We start from the raw sequence: 18,149 nt of genomic DNA, 5'->3' as shown, positions 1-18,149 counted from the left end.
AAAATACTGTCAAGTTAAAGGCGTAGGGGTTGTCCTGTTACGCTTAGGTAGATGGTGCTTTCGTTTGTGCCGTCTACTTGTAGGAGTTGGTTGATTTGGTCGTCGTAGAAGGCTCCGATTTGGCAGGTTCCCAGTTCTAGGCTGGTGGCGGCTAGGGCGAGGTTTTGGGCTATGTGTCCGGCGTCTATGTAGACGTAGCGGTAGGCGCGTTGTTGGTACTTCCATTTTTGGCGGGGGAAAACGGCGGTCCAGATTAAGACTGCTGGGGCTTCGCTGCACATTTCTTGGTTTAGGGCGGCTTGGGTTAGAGCATCTGAGAAGTTGCCTGTTTGGAGTTGTTCAAGTGCGTTGTGTTCTATGTTGTAGTGGTAGAGTCCCTGCGTAAGGGTTTGGATGTTGTTTGCGGCAACATAGGTTTCTATGGGGTATAAAGCGCCAGCGGAGGGGGCGGTTCGAAACTGGTGGGGGTTGTTTTGTTTGCGTATGCCTGTGGATGCCCAAAGCAAATAGGATAGCTCAGCAAAACTTAGCGGCTTAGAAGAGAAGCGCCTTATGCTTTTACGGTTCTTAATCACCTCGCTTAAGGGCATATGTGCCCTAGACTTCACATCAAAATCCACGGCAAGCGGAATCTTCTCCACAGGGTAGCTCTTGTAGGTTTGGGGTTTAGTAGACCATGAAAGAAAACGTCTAAAGGACTGCCCCAAAACATACTTTGTGTCTTTTTGGAAAACATCACCAACACCCTCAGACAACAAATACACCTCACCAAAACAACCACCCCAAAATATAAGAACAAACCCCAAAAACCATCCCACACACCAATATTAGACGGCAAATAGAGATTCAATGCAAAAACCCGTAGGGGGAGGGTCTGCCAGTCAAAAGACGGGGGAAGCGTTGGGTTAGGGGGTTAGGCGCATTTGGTCTCTGGGGTAGAGGGTGACTTCGCGGATGTTTTGTTTGCCTGTTAGGATCATGGTTAGGCGTTCTAGTCCTATTGCCCATCCTGCGTGGGGGGGCATGCCGTAGTCGAAGGCTTGGAGGTGGTATTTGAAGGAGTCGGGGTTTAGGTCTTTTTCTTTCATGCGCTCTATGAGTTGGTCTTTGTTGGCGATTCGGGTGCCGCCTGAAACCAGCTCCACCCAACCATGCATCAAATCAAAACCTTCACACAGTTTGGGGTTATCGTCGCAGGGCTTAATGTAAAACGCCTTGGAAGAAGTAGGCCAGTTGGTTATGAAGTAATAGTAGTTGCGGTTTTTGCCAAAGACGCGAAAAGCCTCAGTGGGTATGTCTTCGCCCCACGGAACTTCGATGCCCTCGGCTTTGAGCTCTTCAATAATCTGGTCGTAAGTGAAGCGTTGAAACGGAACATCAGGAACCTCAACCTTGTAATCCAATACGCCAAGTTCTTTTTCGCATTTCTCGTTAACTGCCGTGGCTGCGCGGTGGATGACTTGCTCTAAAAGCGCCATGACGTCTTCGTCGTTGGCAAACGCTTCTTCAACGTCTACGGAGACGAATTCGCTTAGGTGCCTGCGGGTGTGCGAGGTTTCAGCTCTAAAGAAGGGACCAACTTCGAACACGCGTTCTATGCTCATGGTTAGCTGTTCTTTGTAGAGTTGTGGGCTCTGGGCGAGGTAGGCTTTTTTGCCAAAGTAGTCTACGGCGAAGAGTTCAGCGCCGCCTTCAGTGGCGGAGGCGATGATGCGGGGAGTGTGAACTTCTAAGTAGCCTTTTTCGAATAGGAATTCGCGGATGGCTTGCAGGGCGCAGTGCTGGACTTTGAAGGCTGCCGTGTTTTGTTCCTGGCACAGATCCAACGCGCGCGCATCCAAACGGGCATCAATAAGCGCAGGAGTCTTCCCTGTGATATCAAGGGGCAGCTGCTCTGCGGCAGAGTTGAAAACGCGGATTTCAGTTGGAATTACTTCAACGCCGCGCCGAGTCATCTTGGTTTGTTTGACAGAGCCTTTTACGCCTATGCTAAAGCGTTTTTGCAGGCTGTCGGATTTGGAGAGAACTTCTGGTGCGACGCGTTTTTTGGGTATGGTTATTTGGATGGTTCCTTCGCGGTCTTGCAGTATGATGAAGCGTATACCGCCTAGGTCGCGGACTTCTTGCACCCAGCCTAAGAGGGCGACTTCTTTGCCGTCCATTTCGGGCGTGACCAAGGAAGAGTAGGTTCTATCCCAGTTGGTTAGCGAATCAAAAACCATGCTGTATGTGCCTCCTTTAATCGGCGAATTCTACACGTAAGCTCATCTTACGCACGGCGTGCGCGATGTCTTTTATGGCGTTTAAGTCAAAAGGCAGCTGTGAACCGCGTTTTTTGCGCAGGATAACTCGTGTCTCGGTGGTTCCATCGGGCAACCAGATGGTGTTAATGGTCAAGATATTAAGGGGCGTGAACAGGTCTTCTAAGAATTTGCGGTCGTCCACGCCGCTTTCCAAGACGCGGATGGATTTGTTGCCTGCTTCGTCGCCTAAGGCTTTGATTATTTTGCCGCCGTAACCTAAAAGTTTTGGAACATCTCCATGCCCTACAATTAACGCGATGGTTTTGTTGGCGTCTATAGCTTTGTAAAAACTCACGTTCTGCAGAGAAGGATACTTTTCTTCCAGCTGCAAAAGCAGACGGGCGATTTTTAGGTCTAACTCGCTGATTTCTCCAGCTTTAACTTTGGCTGAACATTTTTGGCATAGCATGCCACTTTTTAGACAGAAACTGCATAGCTCAGTCTTCATGAAGATACCTTCCCGCTAAGTTTTCAGGAGTTGCCGTATGTCGGAAGGCGATGAAAGGAAGCGAGTTTAACGTTGGATGATTATCTCGATAGTGCTCACGTTGGTGAGGTTCTCATCCGCCCCATCATACTGAGGCGATACCGAATCAGTTCCTATGTTAACGGTTTTGACCTTTACATCAGGCAAGAATCGGCGTCTGACCACTTCGACTACATCTATAGCGCGGCAGATGGATTTTCCACGCGCTTTTATGCTGACGTCTTTAGCGCCGCCATGGAAGAGCGTTATGCAAGCAAGCACATAGTTCATCACCGGCTTCTTTCCGATCAGCACCGAGTTGCTTTCTGACATGACTTCAGGGTTACTCCTAATTTTGTCGGCTCGTAAAAGGTCTTCGTTCCGCTCATAAATATGTTGTGGTGACGTATCTACGAATTGTTTGGACAGGAAATTCGGGTTTGTTAATCTAAAAGTTGGCTCCAAAGTTGGATTAACCAAGAAAAAACAGGCAGACAAACCACGCTCCGCAACCAAAACGGCACATTCCAAATGGCATATCAGGGCAGGGGAGGTTGTAAGGTTGCTGTGTATGTTTTAAAGCACTATGTTCTTAAGGGTCTTCACAATTGTAAAGGTTTACGTTAACAAACTAACGTTAAGATGGTAACTTTGGAGCCGTTAACTAAAAGGTCAATTCAGCTTCTCAAAACTCTCTACGACAAAGGAAAATCCACCAACGCCTACACGCTAAGAATCAAACAAGACGAGCTGTCAAAACAGCTGGGCATAAGCAGGCAAGCCCTAAACGTGCACCTGCGCAAACTAAAAAGCACAGGATACATACGCACAGGCAGAGGCTTTATAGACGTAACCGAAAAAGGCTTAAGCGTACTTGGCGTATCAACCACCCCCGCATTCATACTCATCAAAACCAGCCCCCAAAAACGCATGCACGTTTTCGAAAAAATCCAAGAACTCGCCATCGCTAGAGCCTTTCGCATAACAGGCAACGCAGACGCCCTCATAATGGTCGACAGAAAAAACATAGACGAAACCCTAAAAAAACTCTACACCATAGACGGCATAACCCAAACCTGCAGCCACATAACAATTGAAGTCATAAAATAAACCAACCAAACACCACAAGGTTTTCGGGGCAAAAAGTATATCTAAAAGCTAACCATCTTGGTTTAAGCCTAAGACGGAAGGTCAACTCTAAATGCCGATATTAGACCCAATCAAGAAATCCATAGCGCAAAAAGCACGCCTCTACAAAAAAATCTGCAGAGACTGCGGAGTCCGAAACGCAGCCACAGCCAACAAATGCAGAAAATGCCACAGCAAAAACCTGCGCTGGAAAAAACGAGAACTAGTCAAGTAACCACTTCTCTTTCTCACTTCTTCTCTACAATCAAAAACAGCTACTGCAAAGTACAAGCATTTTTGCACAAAAACCTAACATTTCCAAAACTGCACTGTTTTTAGCAAGGTAAAACAAGAATATGCTCTGCCCAAGAAGAAGGTTTTAGAGGGTTTTTGTTAGGGTGGTTAGGTTGAATTTGGTGTTGGCGCAGCCGTTTTTAAGTAGAGGCACGGCTTGTCCTGCGACTTGGAGGTTGTTTAGGACTTCGTCTGAGAGTTTGAGTTCGCCGCCGCATGCTACGCCGACTATGCCTTCGTATTGTTTGCTGTTTAGGATTTGGGGTATGCATGAGCCGCCTGCTAGGATGTAGACGTCGTAGCCTTTTTCGCGGGCGATTTGGTCGGCTTTGTTTATGGCGCAGTCTTGTGAGCAGTGGTTGCAGATGTAGGAGGGTAATGTGGGGTCAAAGTCGGCTTTGCATCTGCCGTCCATGTATTTGCGGCTGCAGTGAGGCAAGAAGAGCGCGCGTTTTTTGGTTTGCAAAAACCGTTTGCGGTACATCAAATTCAGGGCCTGCATGTCGATGAGGTCTTGGATTAAAAGCACCGCGTCTTGGACGTTAAGTCCCGTAGCTTCCTGAATCCGAAAACGCTTCACCATATCCTGCAACGTGTTAAGAAAAACTTTGTGAACGCCCCTCTGGTAACTTTCCATGGCAATTTCTGCAAAAAAACGCTGTGGCGCCTTAGAAATATCGAAAGTAAACTTATAGGGCATAACTCAACAATAAAACCCCAAACTTAAAAGAATATCCCAAACGAGCATTTTATTGGGGGTTGGATTTTTTCGGGTTGTTGTCTTGTTGTGGGGGTTTTTGGTTTTGCCTAAAAATTGCCTGCTCCAGAGCAAAATAAACAAAAAGGAAAAGAAAGCTACAGGCTTATTTCGAACATCATACGTTCGACAAGTTCTTTGTAGCGGTTGCGGATGGTCACTTCGGTGACTTGGGCGATTTCTGCGATTTCACGTTGGGTTTTGCGTTCGCCAGTTAAAACAGAAGCGATGTAGCTTGCGGCTGCGGCGATGCCTGTTGGACCGCGTCCGGAGGTTAGTTTTTGCGCTTTGGCGGAGGCTAAGATTTTGTGGGCGATTTCTTCGACTTTTCCTTGCATGGTGAGTTGGTTGGAAAACTTTGTGATGTACTGGCTGGGTTTGAGCGGTGGGATGGAGTAGTTGAGTTCTTTTATGAGGAAGCGGTAGCTGCGTCCGATTTCTTTTTTGTTAACGGTGGAGGCTTGGGAAATCTCATCTAACGTTCTGGGCAACCCGCATTGCCTGCAGGCGAGGTAGAGCGCGGCGGAGGTTACGCCTTGAATTGAACGTCCCCGAATCAACCGTTCCTTTACGGCTTTGCGGTAAATAACTGAGGCAGTTTCCAAAATGTTCTTGGGCAAAGTCAAATTATTAGAGATCTTTGTGATTTCTGAGAGGGCAAAAGCTAGGTTTCGTTCGGTTGCATCAGAAACTCGAATACGCCGCTGCCATTTGCGTAGCCTGTAGACTTGGGCTTTTTGTCCGGGGCTGAGGCTTTTGCCGTAGACATCTCGGTCGTGCCAGTCTATGGTTGTTGATAAGCCTTTATCATGTATGGTGTAGGTCAGGGGAGCGCCCACGCGGGTGCGTTTGGAACGCTGCTCATCGTCAAAAGCGCGCCATTCAGGTCCTCGGTCGGCTATTTTGGCGGTTACAACAAATCCGCAGTCCATACAAACGATTTCTGCGCATTCATAATCACGCATAAGACGGGTGCTTCCGCATTCAGGACATGACTGGACCTTTACAGCTTCCACTTGCTGCGACGACGATGAGGGTTCGTTTTCATCGTGTAGCCTGTTATTTCCACTCATTCTTTTAACGCCGTTCCTTTTTCGAGGGAGAAACATACAATTTGTGGTTAGCCAGCGTTTCAGGATGCTTTACAGAAGGTTTAATCACGGCATACGGAGAAGACACAGGACCAATTATGTCAAAGACCCTGCCAACAACGTTGAGCTTTTCATCGATGATGGCAGCCCCCATTTTCGGGGTTTTTTCAAGCTTTACAATGACACTTTGCGACGGGGTCACGTTGAGAACTTTACCTAACCTCTGCAACACATTCCCCTCCGAAAAACAAACACGTTCACCGTAGTACAGCTTATAAATCTTTCGACAAAAAGGGTTTTTGGACGTTTCATAAGCTAATCTCCCGGCAGAAAGCTTCTTAAACAAGAAGTTGCGTTAAAACTGTGCCTTAAAAGGGTGAGGCCAAGAAATATGTCAAAACCATTCTATGTAAAATATGAAGCACCAAAAGAAGTAGTAGATGCAGCCTATGAAGCCCTGCAGATAGCTTCAAAATCAGGAATCGTCAGGAAAGGAACAAACGAGGCGACCAAAGCTGTAGAAAGAACACAGGCTAAGCTTGTGGTTATAGCTGAGGACGTGGAGCCTCCAGAAGTGATTGCACACTTGCCGCTCCTTTGTGACGAAAGAAAAATTCCGTACGTGTTTGTTCCAAGCAAGCAGGAAATTGGCAAAGCATTAGGAATCGACGTCCCAGCAGCGTCCGCGTGTATACTCAAAGAAGGAGAAGCCGCAGGCTTAATCAAAGAAATCATTTCCAGACTTGAACAGATACAAAGAGGCTCACAGTAATGAGCAAAGACGCCAAAGCCGCAGCAGCCACTGAACTAATACCAGCAGAAGTCATCCAAATCATCGGACGCACAGGCGTAACAGGCGAAATCACACAAGCAAGAGTACGCATACTCGAAGGCAGAGACAAAGGACGCATCATAACACGCAACGTCAAAGGACCAGTACGCGAACAAGACATCCTGATGCTGCGGGAAACTGAACGCGAAGCAAAGAAAATTAACAGATAAAGAGGAGCCAGTCCATGCCAAAAGACAAAAAATGCTCATTTTGCGGTATCGAATTCCCAGCGGGCACTGGCATGATGTACATCAAAAACGACGGAACCATCCTATGGTTCTGCACCGCCAAATGCCGAAAAAGCTCACTACACTTCAAACGCGACCCCCGCAAACTCAAATGGACCGAATACTTCGGCAAAGAAGAAAAAGGCAAAGCATAAACCGCACAACCAACCACACACCACAACCATTTTTTCTCATTGTTATGTTTTCTGAGGCGAAATTACAGTTAGCCCGTCAATTTTGTTAAAATGGCTGCTGTTTCGGGTGACTACGCTGTATCCGCGGGTTAAGGCAATGGCAGCTATGAAGGCATCTGAGAGACCGATGGATTGACCCTTAGCTTCCAGACCAGCAAATATGTGCCCCGCTTTCGCAGCAGCCCTGTTGGTGAAGGGCAAAATAGGCATTCGGCGCAGCAACTTTTTGGTTGCCTGTAAACTTTGCTCTTTCTTTGTTGACTTGTGCGCGCCATAGTGCAGTTCATACACGTTTACTGCGGTTGTGAAGAACGTGAATCTTTTGCGCTCTAATGTGGAAATGAGAACCTCAGCGTCCTTTTTGCCCCTTAGCAGGTCAATAAGGATGTCAGTATCAAGAACTACTTGGGAAGGCTCCATTTCTCCCACGACCCCTCAATAGCCTCCTCAATTTCCTTAGCCTCTTGATCCGACACATCCCACGAACCAGCAAGATCAGAAATCTTGGTCACCCTCTTTTTTCTCCGCGCAAGATGCTTAATCGCCTCATCAAGAGAAACAGGCCGCTTCAACTTGACCTGCAATTCCCCCGCAATCCCACTAAGCTCCGCATACGTCTCCTTACTAACCTTAATCGTCTTCGTCTCAACCATAAATACCACCAAGTAGAAAAAGTAGACAAAACACACTTATTAACCCACCACACAAAACACGCAAAACCAAACCTACACCACACACCAGTTTTTCCTTTTCAACAAACCAACCAGTGCTCTAAACCAGCAAAATCGGGTCTACCCCCCAGTTTCTTGCAGAGCCGTTTTTGGGTTGTTTCATGGTGTTAGGGCTTGAAACGGGTTTTTCTTGCGTCTTAGAAAGTCTCTAAAAGGCGTGTTTTGTCCTTAAACGTCACAACCTTATTTGTTTGGGGGCAGCAAAGCTTGTTTTCTAGTGAGGAGGTTTTTGGTAAAAGTTAGTTGGTAGCGGGGAGTAGATTTGAACTACTGATCTCTGGGTTATGAGCCCAGCGGGTTAATCCTGGCTACCCCACCCCGCTTCATCTGTCTGTTTGGCTGCCATGGATTTTGGCGAGTCTTTACTACTACCACCCGCACAGTTATTAATAGTTTCTTTTTTTGGTTGGTGAAAAGCATTTTAGCAAGGGGCGGTTTTGTGTATTGTTTGATGGGCTGTTTGATGGATAAGCCGTATTTGCGTGAGTTGCATAAGCCTGAGTTGGAGAATCCAACGTTTGTTCAGGGGCTACCAGGGTTTGGCAACGTTGGCAGGATTGCGGCGCGGCTTTTGGTTAAGCATTGTGGGGCGAAGTTGTTTGCAGAGTTGTATGCGCCTAGTTTTCCTGATTACGTGGCGGTTAGCTCGAAGGGCATTTGTCATTTGCCTAAGTACGAGTTTTACTCGGCTAGGATTGGGGATGCGGATTTTGTGGTGATGACTGGGGAGTCGCAGCCTTCATTTGATGATGTAGTGGCGCATTATCAGGTCTGCAGCGAAATCGTTGATTACATGGAGAAGCTTGGCTGCGGGTTTGTGGTGACCATGGGGGGTGTGCCCATGAACGAGGACAAAGCGCATGTTTACGTGGCTGGAACGGCTCAACGCTTCACAGGAGATTTCGCAGATAAAGGCGCAGTCGTGTACAGTCAAGGAAAAATTGTTGGCGGCACAGGTTTGACGTTAGCGTTGGCAAAGGAGCGCGGAGTTAACGGCGTTTGCATTTTGGGTGCCACAGCAGGGTTTAACGCGGATAAAGAAGCTGGTACGTTGGTTTTCAAATTTTTAATGAAGGCATTAGGAAAAGAGATAAAAGAAGGAACCACGCAAGAAGAACACTGAAAACCAAACAAACGCAGAGACGACCAACATGACAGAAAACGGTGATAACAGCTTTTTAGGCTCCAGCTTAGGCAGAGCCATACTGACAATAATTGCGGTTTTACTTGTTTTTGCTGGACCCACCTACGTGGTTTACGGCATAGCGGTCGGTTTGAACATGGGCATCATCGCAGCAGCCGCAGTGGGAATCGTTTTGTTCATAGTCGGAATTTTCATGATGCGTTACTTGATGCAAAAGGGAATCATTTCCTAAATTTTTGCCTCAGATACCCTAGGGTGCATCATCAAATCAGCTCGTTAAAGTTCGTCATCGGCGTTTTCCTATAACCCACAGGCGGTATTAAGGTTTCTTGGCTCATCATCAGGTTTGGAAAGGCATATAAGGTATTGCTTAGGGTATATCAGGTATGCAAGGCATCAAAGATACCCCGCCAGCCCCGAAAAGAACCACCATCATACTTGAAAAAAAAGAAAGAGAATACATCGACCGCTTAATTCAAGAAGGCAAAGAAGCAGGCATCAAACCACTCATTAGCAAGATGCTGGATATCTACAAGAACCTCATGGTCTACGACTGGCACTTCCCCGGCGAATACTACTGCGGAATAAGCCGCATAGCCTTTGTCAACGTTGAGTTGCTAAACATTTTGATGCAGCAAATCCCCAAGCAAAAATGGCGCGAGGTAGGCAAAACCATGGGTGCCGCCCTAAAAGTTTCCATGGAAACCACGCTGGAAATTTCCAAGATAACACGCGAGAACTGGAGTCACGTTTTTGACAGGCTGCGGGTGCAGGGGTTTGGAGAATTCTACACCAAAGACAAATACATCCTAACCAAGACGCCGTTTCTTGCTGAAGCGCAGGTTCTCGCGGGCATTCTGGAGGGGCTGCTGGATGTAGAGTTAGAGGTTAAAACATCTGTTCCGCCGCTGGTTTTTGAGGTACTCTCCAAAGACGACGAAGCCGCCGCAGAGCAGACCGTTTAAAGTTTAATAGGAATTTACGAAGATATGTTTATTAGCAAGCTTTCGAGTATTGGTGCGGTTAGTGAGAAAAGATGAGGGATTGCATTCACAAAAGGCGATTGTGTTCATCTTTGATAAATGCAAGCCTAAACCATGCTTAAACGCAAAATCTTATTCTACCGCATGCATCTCTCAAACCACAAAGAGTTCTCCCCCAACAACCACCAAAGCAGTAGGGGATTCTCTGAATGTTTCTTTAAACCAAAATTTAGGTGAAATATATGGATAAAATAAAATTTGCAATACCAGCAGGCTCCCTGTCAAAAGCAACCTTTGAATTCTTTAGTCGTTCAGGATACAAAATTTCAGGTCAAGAACGCACGTATCGTCCAAAGATTAATGACCCCAAAATTGAGATGAAGATTTTGCGTCCGCAGGAAATTCCCGTGTTTGTCTCTGAGGGGCTGCAGGATTTGGGCATTACAGGGCAGGATTGGATTAAGGAAAACCGCGCAGACGTTGAAATCTTGCAGAATTTGGAGTACGGCAAAATCAGGCTAATTGTGGCGGTTCCTGAAAGCATCGGCGAGAAAACCTCAATGGGCGATTTCATGGAAGAAATCTGGAGCAGCGGCGGCAACTTCCGCATAAGCACCGAGTACCTAAACATCGCTTCAGAATACATCAAAAGCATACCCGCCTACCAAAAACGCTTTGGAGATCAAGACCCGATGATGGTTACGCCGTGGTGGAAAAAAGGCGAAAACCCGCGCGTGAAAATCTTTTTGTCTTTTGGAGCAACCGAAGCCAAGCCCCCCGAAAATTCAGACTGTATCATGGACGTAACCGAAACAGGCTCCACGATTAGGGCAAACAACCTTAGAATCATCGAAACCGTCATGCAGTCCTCAGCCGTGCTCATCGCCAACAAAAAAACCATGCAAGACCCCGAAAAACGCGAAAAAATCCTAGACATACTCGCCTTGCTCAAGGGCGTAGTTGACGGCTCCAAACGCATACACCTCTTTGTCAACGTCCAAAAAGAAAACCTGCAAAAACTCCTTGACGAACTGCCCGCGCTCAAAAACCCAACCATAGCCCCCCTAGCAAACGAAGGCTGGCACAGCGTAAACACCGTCATCGAAAAAGACTGCCTAATCGACTTACTCCCCAGAATCCGCAAACTAGCACAGGGCATCATAGTCTACGAACCACGACAAGTACTGGCCCTAGATGAGATTACTCGGAGAAAAGAAGGAGCATGCCAAACCCAATCGGAATAAAAGTCTACAGCTCAGCTGCGGAGCTTGCGGCGGACTGGTTCAAACGAGCCAACGCCACGCAAGAAAATGAAGACCGCGGTGTTGAAGAGATTGTTTGGGGCATAGTTGCAGACGTAAAAAACAGGGGTGATAAAGCCGTTTTGGAGTACGCACAGCGCTTTGACCAAGCGCAGCTAACCCCGCAGACCCTTAGGGTGACGGCCAAGGAAATCAAGGCTGCTTATGATGTTGTGGCGCAGGAGCAGGTTGATGCACTTAGGCTCATGAAGCAGAGGCTTGAGTCGCGGGAAAAACAGGTAATCCAGAGGCAAACCCAGCAGCAACTCTCCACCCTGCAAGAAGGCATCTCAGTTCAAACGGTACTTCGTCCCCTGCAAAGCGTAGGATGCTACGTCCCAGGCGGGCTCGCCGCTTATCCAAGCTCAGTAATCATGACCGCAACACCAGCAAAAACCGCAGGAGTCCCGCGCGTCGTCGTCTGCTCACCCGTAAAAGGCGACCAAAATCTTGACCCGCTGGTTCTTGTCGCAGCTGACCTTTGCGGCGTAGACGAAATCTACAAAATTGGCGGAGCCCAAGCAATCGCGGCGCTGGCATACGGTACAGAAAGTATCGGCAAAGTCTGCAAAATCGTAGGTCCAGGCAACAAGTACGTAATGAAGGCGAAGATGGTGGTTTCCCAAGACGTCGCCATTGATATGCCCGCGGGACCTAGCGAAGTTTTGGTTTTGGCTGACGAAACCGCGAACCCATGTGCCGTGGCGGCGGATATGATTAGCCAAGCAGAACACACGCCTGATAGCACCAGCGGCTTAATCACCACCTCAACAAAACTCGCAGACGCAGTAGAGCAGTGCCTAAAAGAGATGGCGGCAAAGGCGAAGCGCAGAGAAATCGTTGAGGAAGCACTTGGCAACTATGGGTTTATCATCAAATGCGAGGGCGTAGAGGAGATGACAAAGTTGGCTAACGTTTTTGCTGCTGAGCACCTTGAAATCATGATGGCAAAGCCCCAAGAAGTCGCCGACAAAATCACCACCGCAGGACTCATACTAATTGGGCCTTACAGTCCAGTGGCGCTTAGCGACTATGCGAGCGGAACGAATCATGTGTTGCCTACGGGCGGGTTTGGAGCGTCGTTTTCGGGGTTGTCGGTTCTGGATTTCGTGCGGCGCATAAACATTGTCGAGGCCACCAAAGAGGGACTGCAAAAAGTAAAACCCGCAATTGCGACGTTAACCAAGGCAGAGAGGCTGCCTAATCACTACAGGGCAGTGGAGGCAAGATTTGAATGAACGTGCAAGGCAAAGCGTGGTTAGATAGAAAGCTTGAGGAACTCAGAGGTTTTGAGATTTACAGTGCAGAGAAAACGAATCAGGAAATTGCGGATCAGTACGGTTTGCAGGTTAGCGACATCGTCAAACTCAACTACAACGAAAACTTGTATACGCCGCGCGAAAAAGTCGTAGCGTTGCTCAAAGAAGTCGCCGACGAAGTGGACTTTCGAATTTACCCCCAGCAAGAAGAAACCAAACTCAAAGCTGAGATAAGCCGTTACCTCAAAGTGACCCCAGACGCAATAGTAATTAGGAATTCTAGCGACGAAGTCATGGAACACGTCATACGCACTTTCCTTGACAAAAACAGCACCGCAGTTACGTTCACGCCAACCTTTAGTGTCTTCAAATACTGCGTCAACTACCACGGCTCCAAATTCGTCGGGGTACCACTACGCGAGGATTTCTCGATGGATATGCAGGCTATGAAGGAGGCGTTTTCGGCGGATGTGAAGCTGCTGTATTTGTGCTCGCCCAACAATCCCACCGCAAACCAGCTTGGGCAAGAAGAACTTGAAGAGCTAATCCAGGACTTCCCAGGCATCGTACTAATCGACGAAGCGTACGGAGAATACGCAGACTACTCAATGGTGCCGCTGACGAGCAAATACGAGAACCTCGTGGTTTTGCGCACGTTTAGCAAAGCGTTCAGCTTAGCGGGGCTAAGGCTAGGTTACGCCGTGGCAAATCCTGAGTTAGCAAGGGCACTGGATAAGTCGCCTGCGCCGTATCCTGTGAGCGTAGTTTCGCTGAGCATGGGCGTGAAGGTTTTGCAGAACATAGATATTATGCAAACGTCTGTGGCGGCGCTAAAGCAGGAGCGTGAAAAACTCATACGCAGCCTCAGCGAGATAGAAGGCATTAGAGCGTTTGATTCGAAAGCGAATTTTGTGCTCTTCGAAACCGACAAGCCCTACTTGGAAGCGTATGAACGCGTTTTACGACAAGGGTTAGTCATCAAAAAATTGGGGAAGCTGCTTTCGTATGAGAATTGCTTGCGAACCACGGTTGGTTTACCCGCTATGAACGCTAAACTCTTAATGGCGTTACGCGAATACATGGGTGAGAAAGCATGAGAACCGAAAAAGTAATCCGAGAAACCAAGGAAACCCAAGTCACAGCCAAAGTTAACTTAGATGGAACAGGAAAAGCTCAAGTGGAAACTGATGTCGGCTTTTTTAGTCACTTGTTAACGTCGTTTGCCACTCACAGCCTCATTGACGTCACTGCCAAAGTTACGGGCGATTTGAAGCACCACTGCATCGAAGACTTAGCCATAGGCTTAGGCGAAGCCCTCAACAAAGCCTTAGGCACCCGCGAAGGCATAACCCGCTTTGGATTTGCCGCGGTTCCCATGGACGACTCATTATCCTTTGCAGCCATCGACCTAGTCAAACGCCCCTACGCCGTCATAAACCTCAAACTCAGGGGCAAAAAAGTTGAGGACATGGCAGCAGAGGACATCACGCACTTCTTTGAAACCCTATCCGTCTCGCTAAACGCCAACATCCACGTCTGGGCACAGTACGGCGGCAACGACCACCACAAAGCAGAAGCCGCAATCAAAGCCTTAGCCATAGCGCTCAAGCAAGCGGTAGCCATGGATCCACGCAGAACAGGCGTCCCAAGCTCCAAAGGAGTAATCTAAATGCCCCAAGTACAAATCGTCGACTACGGCGTAGGCAACCTACTTAGCCTCAAAATCGCCCTAGAAAAAACTGGACTAAACGCAGAAATCACCGCGCCAACAACGCAACTCAAAGACGCCGATGCCATCGCATTGCCAGGAGTAGGCAACTTCATGGCAGCTGCCAAAACCCTGCAGCCCATCAAACAAACCCTGCAAGATGCTGCAGACGCGGGCACGCCGTTTTTGGGAATCTGCCTTGGCTTGCAACTGTTTTTTGAGCGAAGCGACGAAGGACCAGGCGAAGGCGTAGGCTTATTTGCAGGCAAGAACGTGAGGCTCCAAGGTCAGGTCAAGATTCCGCACATGGGCTGGAACACCCTCAACATCATAAAACAAAACGAGCTCTTTGATGGCGTACCTGAAGACTCATACGTGTACTTCGTGCATTCGCTCTACCCTGCACCCGAAAACAAAGATGTCATCTGCACCCAAACCCAATACGCCACTCCATTCACTTCAGCCGTTGCAAACAAAAACATTTATGGCACGCAGTTCCACCCTGAGAAAAGCGGCGACATAGGATTACAAATCCTGAGAAATTTCGCCAAAATCGTGGTAAAGTGATGAAAGATGCAGTTGATTCCAGCAATTGATTTGATGAATGGTAAAATTGTTCGTTTAACCCGTGGAGACTCAAAAACTGCTAAGAGTTACGAAGAACAGTTTGGAACACCTATAGAAGCCGCCAAGCGGTGGCACGCCGAGGGCGCAAGTAAATTACATATTATCGATTTAGATGCTGCTTTCGGTAAGGGCGATAACCATACAGTTATTTCCGAAATTGCAGCCAATGTTCCGTTACCTATCCAAGTAGGCGGCGGTATCCGCAGCCTCGAGATAGCCGCAAAACTGTTTAAAACTGGCATAAAAGAAGTTATTTTGGGCTCATTGGCGTTCAGCGACCCCTCAGCTGTTGACAAAATTCAAAATCGGTTTGGTGCCGACTCTGTTATTGTCGCCTTGGATAACAATGAAGCTGGATTAGTTATGACACAAGGCTGGAAAACACCTAGAGGCTTTTTAATGAAAAAAAGAAGACGCTTTGTTTTGGCTGAGTTAAGCGTAAAAGATGCATTAGAAATGTTCATTGAACGCGGTATCACACGTTTTCTAATAACGTCAATAGCCCAAGATGGCATGCTGACTGGACCCGATCTAAGAACCCTTAGCCACATAGTCAAATATCCAAATGTAAAAATTATCGCGGCAGGCGGCATAGGCAGCATAAATGATTTGATAAAGCTCAAAAAGATTGGGGTTGAAGGCGCTGTAATCGGGAAAGCTCTTTACGAAGACAGATTCACCCTTAAAGAAGCTATAGAAAAAATTGGAGTTTAAACATGCCATTAGCAAAAAGAATAATTCCGTGCTTGGACGTTACTGGGGGTAGCGTGGTTAAGGGGATTAATTTTTTGAATCTGCAAAACGCGGGTGACCCTGTGGAGTTGGCGAAGCGTTACTCAGATGAAGGCGCAGACGAACTTGTGTTTTTGGATATTACGGCGTCGTCAGATAACCGTGACACATTGCGCGATGTGGTGGAGGGTGTGGCTAGAGCCATAAGCATCCCGTTCACGGTGGGCGGAGGCATACGTAACGCCGCGGATGCAAGGCTGATTTTGTGCAGCGGAGCCGACAAGGTCTCAGTGAACACCGCCGCAGTTCAAAATCCCCAGTTGATAACGGATTTGGCGGAGCTGTTCGGGCAGCAATGCGTGGTGGTTGCTATAGACGCGAAACGCAACTACAACATACAAGAAGGCAAAACCGTGGTGCAAACCGCTAAAGGACCCGTATGGTTTGAGGTCTACACTTATGGCGGGCGCAAACCCACAGGCAAAGACGCCATCCAATGGGCGCTACAAGCCGTGGAGTTGGGCGCGGGCGAGTTCTTGCTAACGTCCATGGACTGCGACGGAACCAAAGACGGCTACGACTTGGAGTTAACCAGCGCCATTTCAGAACGCGTCAAGGTTCCTGTCATAGCGAGCGGCGGCGCAGGAGTTCCAGAGCACTTCCTTGAAGCCTTCACTAAGGGCAAGGCGGATGCGGCGTTGGCGGCGTCAGTTTTCCACTACAGCGAATACCCCGTGCCCGTGGTCAAAGAGTACCTGCGCAAGAAGGGGGTGACCATTCGACCATGACCCAAACAAACTTTGAGAAGCTTGACTGGAAAAAGATGAACGGCTTAATCCCCGTGATAGTGCAGGACGCGAAAACGTTGGAGGTTTTGATGCTCGCGTACGCAAACAAGCAAGCCTTAGAACACACGCTAAAGACGGGGAAGGCAACATACTGGAGCAGGAGCAGGCAAGAGTTGTGGGTGAAAGGGGAAACCAGCGGTCACACCCAAAAAATCGTAAACGTCCAAACCGACTGCGACTACGACACACTACTGTACGTGGTAGAACAAACAGGACCCGCCTGCCACACAGGCAAAAAAACCTGCTTCCACAACCCCTTATAGCAGCAGTTGCCCTAAGAGTTTTTAGGGTAAAACCCCATAGTTTTCTTTGTTTACCCTCTCTTTAAACGCTTAGTTAGAGGGCAGTTAGGGGTATATTTCGTGTATAGGGCGATTCTTTACCAGAAAGAAAAGGATGACAAGGTTCAGTGTAATTTGTGTGCGCACAGATGCCACATAGCACAGGGCAACTCGGGGTTTTGTTGCGTTAGGAAAAACGTTGAGGGCGTTTTGTATTCTCTTAATTATGGCAAGGCAGTTTCGGCGTGTATTGACCCGATTGGGAAGAAGCCGTTGTCGCATTTTAATCCAGGCGCAAGGGTTTTGTCGATTGCGGCGGCGGGGTGTAATTTTCGCTGTCAGTTTTGTGATAACTGGATGATAAGCCAAGAAACAAAGGTTCCAGGCAAAGATTTCGCGCCTGACGAGGTGGTGCAGGCAGCTAAGGATAGGAAATGTCAGGGCATAAGTTACACGTACACGGAGCCCACGGTGTACATGGAGTACGCTTTGGATATTGCCAAGTTGGCTCAGAAAGAGGGGTTGTTTAACAATTTTGTGACTAACGGTTACATGACCCCTGAAGCAGTTAAGGTGGCATCGCCGTTTGTGGATGCGGTTACGGTCGATTTTAAGGCTGGGGGTGACCCGAGCTTTTACAAGAGAGTGTCAGGGGCTTCAAACGTTCAAGCTATTTATGATGCTTTGGACGAGTTCAAGCGTCAAGGCGTCCACGTAGAAATCACAAACCTAGTGATACCCAGAGTCGGCGACGACATGCACAGAATCGAAAAAATGGCAACATGGATACACGAGCACCTAGGCGAGGATACACCGTTTCATCTGCTAAAGTTCCATCCAGACTACAAAATGACCAACACCCCCGCAACGCCCCTTGAAACGTTGGAGCAAGCCTATGTCACCAGCAAAAACGCGGGGCTAAACTACGTTTACATCGGCAATTTCCCAAGCCACCCCGCAGAAAACACGTACTGTCCCGTCTGCGACGAAGCCGTCATTAAACGTTACAGTTTTGACGTTACACAGTGGAACCTTACCGAAAACATGGAATGCCCCGTCTGCGGACAAAAAATTCCCATCAAAGGAAAATACTACCCAAGCAAGTCGTCGTTTCCGTATGCCCTGTTTTGAACAGCTTCGCATTTGAGGTTTTTGGCAAAGCAGCAAAGGGCAGTTTTAGAGTGGAACAGGGTTGTTCACAGTTTAGAACAGTTTGTTCTAAGGCATGGTGCTATAAGCTACG

The 18,149-nt window shown here is 48.0% G+C and carries 26 protein-coding genes and 1 tRNA gene; 17 read left to right on the top strand and 10 right to left on the bottom strand.

Annotated features, from left to right (window positions below; all coding sequences use genetic code 11):
- Window positions 1–14 precede the first annotated feature (14 nt).
- The 4 genes from NWF04_09340 to albA all read right to left on the bottom strand — a co-directional run bounded on the left by NWF04_09340 (window position 15) and on the right by albA (window position 3,102).
- Window positions 15–755: a SagB/ThcOx family dehydrogenase gene (locus NWF04_09340; GenBank protein MCW4006775.1), complete on the bottom strand. Its 741-nt coding sequence runs from the start codon at window positions 753–755 to the stop codon at window positions 15–17.
- A gap of 150 nt (window positions 756–905) precedes the next feature.
- Entirely contained in the window at window positions 906–2,222 is a 1,317-nt protein-coding gene (gene aspS, locus NWF04_09335; protein MCW4006774.1) for an aspartate--tRNA(Asn) ligase, read from the bottom strand.
- A 16-nt stretch (window positions 2,223–2,238) separates the two neighbouring features.
- Complete coding sequence (locus NWF04_09330; GenBank protein MCW4006773.1) at window positions 2,239–2,751, bottom strand: hypothetical protein; 513 nt, start codon at window positions 2,749–2,751, stop codon at window positions 2,239–2,241.
- Window positions 2,752–2,817: 66 nt separating this feature from the next.
- The gene (albA, locus tag NWF04_09325; protein ID MCW4006772.1) at window positions 2,818–3,102 is read right to left on the bottom strand and encodes a DNA-binding protein Alba; all 285 of its coding nucleotides are present in this window, start codon (window positions 3,100–3,102) and stop codon (window positions 2,818–2,820) included.
- Between the two features lie 318 nt (window positions 3,103–3,420).
- Between albA and NWF04_09320 the strand changes: the two genes are divergently transcribed.
- The gene (locus NWF04_09320; protein ID MCW4006771.1) at window positions 3,421–3,879 is read left to right on the top strand and encodes an Lrp/AsnC family transcriptional regulator; all 459 of its coding nucleotides are present in this window, start codon (window positions 3,421–3,423) and stop codon (window positions 3,877–3,879) included.
- A 91-nt stretch (window positions 3,880–3,970) separates the two neighbouring features.
- On the top strand, window positions 3,971–4,132 hold the full coding sequence (locus NWF04_09315; GenBank protein MCW4006770.1) for a 50S ribosomal protein L40e: 162 nt from the start codon (window positions 3,971–3,973) through the stop codon (window positions 4,130–4,132).
- A gap of 144 nt (window positions 4,133–4,276) precedes the next feature.
- Here the strand turns inward: NWF04_09315 and NWF04_09310 are convergent, their stop codons facing one another.
- From NWF04_09310 to NWF04_09300, 3 genes are all read right to left on the bottom strand, one after another.
- The gene (locus NWF04_09310) at window positions 4,277–4,828 is read right to left on the bottom strand and encodes a DUF116 domain-containing protein (GenBank protein ID MCW4006769.1); all 552 of its coding nucleotides are present in this window, start codon (window positions 4,826–4,828) and stop codon (window positions 4,277–4,279) included.
- Between the two features lie 218 nt (window positions 4,829–5,046).
- Window positions 5,047–6,021, bottom strand: coding sequence for a transcription initiation factor IIB (locus NWF04_09305; protein ID MCW4006768.1), 975 nt, complete (start codon window positions 6,019–6,021; stop codon window positions 5,047–5,049).
- Window positions 6,022–6,025: 4 nt separating this feature from the next.
- Window positions 6,026–6,385 carry a Gar1/Naf1 family protein gene (locus NWF04_09300; protein MCW4006767.1) on the bottom strand — a complete coding sequence of 120 codons (360 nt, stop codon included), beginning with the start codon at window positions 6,383–6,385 and terminating at the stop codon, window positions 6,026–6,028.
- Between the two features lie 45 nt (window positions 6,386–6,430).
- Here NWF04_09300 and rpl7ae point away from each other — a divergent pair, with 45 nt between their 5' ends.
- From rpl7ae to NWF04_09285, 3 genes are read left to right on the top strand one after another with little or no spacing between them, the layout of a single operon-like run.
- Window positions 6,431–6,811, top strand: coding sequence for a 50S ribosomal protein L7Ae (gene rpl7ae / locus NWF04_09295; protein MCW4006766.1), 381 nt, complete (start codon window positions 6,431–6,433; stop codon window positions 6,809–6,811).
- Entirely contained in the window at window positions 6,811–7,041 is a 231-nt protein-coding gene (locus NWF04_09290; GenBank protein MCW4006765.1) for a 30S ribosomal protein S28e, read from the top strand. Before rpl7ae ends, NWF04_09290 begins: the two co-directional genes overlap by 1 nt.
- 14 nt (window positions 7,042–7,055) lie before the next feature.
- Window positions 7,056–7,253, top strand: coding sequence for a 50S ribosomal protein L24e (locus NWF04_09285; GenBank protein ID MCW4006764.1), 198 nt, complete (start codon window positions 7,056–7,058; stop codon window positions 7,251–7,253).
- A gap of 42 nt (window positions 7,254–7,295) precedes the next feature.
- Here the strand turns inward: NWF04_09285 and NWF04_09280 are convergent, their stop codons facing one another.
- The 3 genes from NWF04_09280 to NWF04_09270 form a co-directional block, all read right to left on the bottom strand.
- Window positions 7,296–7,712: a type II toxin-antitoxin system VapC family toxin gene (locus NWF04_09280; protein ID MCW4006763.1), complete on the bottom strand. Its 417-nt coding sequence runs from the start codon at window positions 7,710–7,712 to the stop codon at window positions 7,296–7,298.
- On the bottom strand, window positions 7,694–7,945 hold the full coding sequence (locus tag NWF04_09275) for a hypothetical protein (GenBank protein MCW4006762.1): 252 nt from the start codon (window positions 7,943–7,945) through the stop codon (window positions 7,694–7,696). Before NWF04_09275 ends, NWF04_09280 begins: the two co-directional genes overlap by 19 nt.
- A gap of 322 nt (window positions 7,946–8,267) precedes the next feature.
- Window positions 8,268–8,346 (bottom strand) — tRNA-Met (locus NWF04_09270).
- A 140-nt stretch (window positions 8,347–8,486) separates the two neighbouring features.
- Between NWF04_09270 and NWF04_09265 the strand changes: the two genes are divergently transcribed.
- The 12 genes from NWF04_09265 to amrS all read left to right on the top strand — a co-directional run bounded on the left by NWF04_09265 (window position 8,487) and on the right by amrS (window position 18,037).
- Window positions 8,487–9,146, top strand: coding sequence for a PAC2 family protein (locus NWF04_09265; protein ID MCW4006761.1), 660 nt, complete (start codon window positions 8,487–8,489; stop codon window positions 9,144–9,146).
- Window positions 9,147–9,174: 28 nt separating this feature from the next.
- Complete coding sequence (locus tag NWF04_09260; GenBank protein ID MCW4006760.1) at window positions 9,175–9,399, top strand: hypothetical protein; 225 nt, start codon at window positions 9,175–9,177, stop codon at window positions 9,397–9,399.
- A 154-nt stretch (window positions 9,400–9,553) separates the two neighbouring features.
- Complete coding sequence (locus NWF04_09255; GenBank protein ID MCW4006759.1) at window positions 9,554–10,132, top strand: hypothetical protein; 579 nt, start codon at window positions 9,554–9,556, stop codon at window positions 10,130–10,132.
- Window positions 10,133–10,392: 260 nt separating this feature from the next.
- Window positions 10,393–11,394: an ATP phosphoribosyltransferase gene (gene hisG / locus NWF04_09250; GenBank protein ID MCW4006758.1), complete on the top strand. Its 1,002-nt coding sequence runs from the start codon at window positions 10,393–10,395 to the stop codon at window positions 11,392–11,394.
- Complete coding sequence (gene hisD / locus NWF04_09245) at window positions 11,373–12,689, top strand: histidinol dehydrogenase (GenBank protein ID MCW4006757.1); 1,317 nt, start codon at window positions 11,373–11,375, stop codon at window positions 12,687–12,689. Before hisG ends, hisD begins: the two co-directional genes overlap by 22 nt.
- On the top strand, window positions 12,686–13,807 hold the full coding sequence (gene hisC / locus NWF04_09240; GenBank protein ID MCW4006756.1) for a histidinol-phosphate transaminase: 1,122 nt from the start codon (window positions 12,686–12,688) through the stop codon (window positions 13,805–13,807). The genes hisD and hisC overlap by 4 nt, the downstream gene beginning before the upstream one ends.
- The gene (hisB, locus tag NWF04_09235; protein MCW4006755.1) at window positions 13,804–14,379 is read left to right on the top strand and encodes an imidazoleglycerol-phosphate dehydratase HisB; all 576 of its coding nucleotides are present in this window, start codon (window positions 13,804–13,806) and stop codon (window positions 14,377–14,379) included. The genes hisC and hisB overlap by 4 nt, the downstream gene beginning before the upstream one ends.
- A complete protein-coding gene (gene hisH, locus NWF04_09230; GenBank protein ID MCW4006754.1) occupies window positions 14,380–14,985 on the top strand; it encodes an imidazole glycerol phosphate synthase subunit HisH in 606 nt (201 codons plus the stop codon). It abuts the gene before it with no gap.
- Between the two features lie 6 nt (window positions 14,986–14,991).
- Window positions 14,992–15,759 carry a 1-(5-phosphoribosyl)-5-[(5-phosphoribosylamino)methylideneamino] imidazole-4-carboxamide isomerase gene (locus NWF04_09225; GenBank protein ID MCW4006753.1) on the top strand — a complete coding sequence of 256 codons (768 nt, stop codon included), beginning with the start codon at window positions 14,992–14,994 and terminating at the stop codon, window positions 15,757–15,759.
- Between the two features lie 2 nt (window positions 15,760–15,761).
- Window positions 15,762–16,565 carry an imidazole glycerol phosphate synthase subunit HisF gene (gene hisF / locus NWF04_09220; GenBank protein ID MCW4006752.1) on the top strand — a complete coding sequence of 268 codons (804 nt, stop codon included), beginning with the start codon at window positions 15,762–15,764 and terminating at the stop codon, window positions 16,563–16,565.
- A complete protein-coding gene (gene hisI / locus NWF04_09215; GenBank protein MCW4006751.1) occupies window positions 16,562–16,888 on the top strand; it encodes a phosphoribosyl-AMP cyclohydrolase in 327 nt (108 codons plus the stop codon). The genes hisF and hisI overlap by 4 nt, the downstream gene beginning before the upstream one ends.
- Window positions 16,889–16,987: 99 nt before the next feature.
- On the top strand, window positions 16,988–18,037 hold the full coding sequence (amrS, locus tag NWF04_09210; GenBank protein ID MCW4006750.1) for an AmmeMemoRadiSam system radical SAM enzyme: 1,050 nt from the start codon (window positions 16,988–16,990) through the stop codon (window positions 18,035–18,037).
- Window positions 18,038–18,149: the final 112 nt, after the last annotated feature.

This window comes from Candidatus Bathyarchaeota archaeon (assembly GCA_026014465.1).
Classification (GTDB): domain Archaea; phylum Thermoproteota; class Bathyarchaeia; order Bathyarchaeales; family Bathycorpusculaceae; genus JADGNF01.
This window is presented reverse-complemented; position numbering and strand designations above follow the sequence as displayed.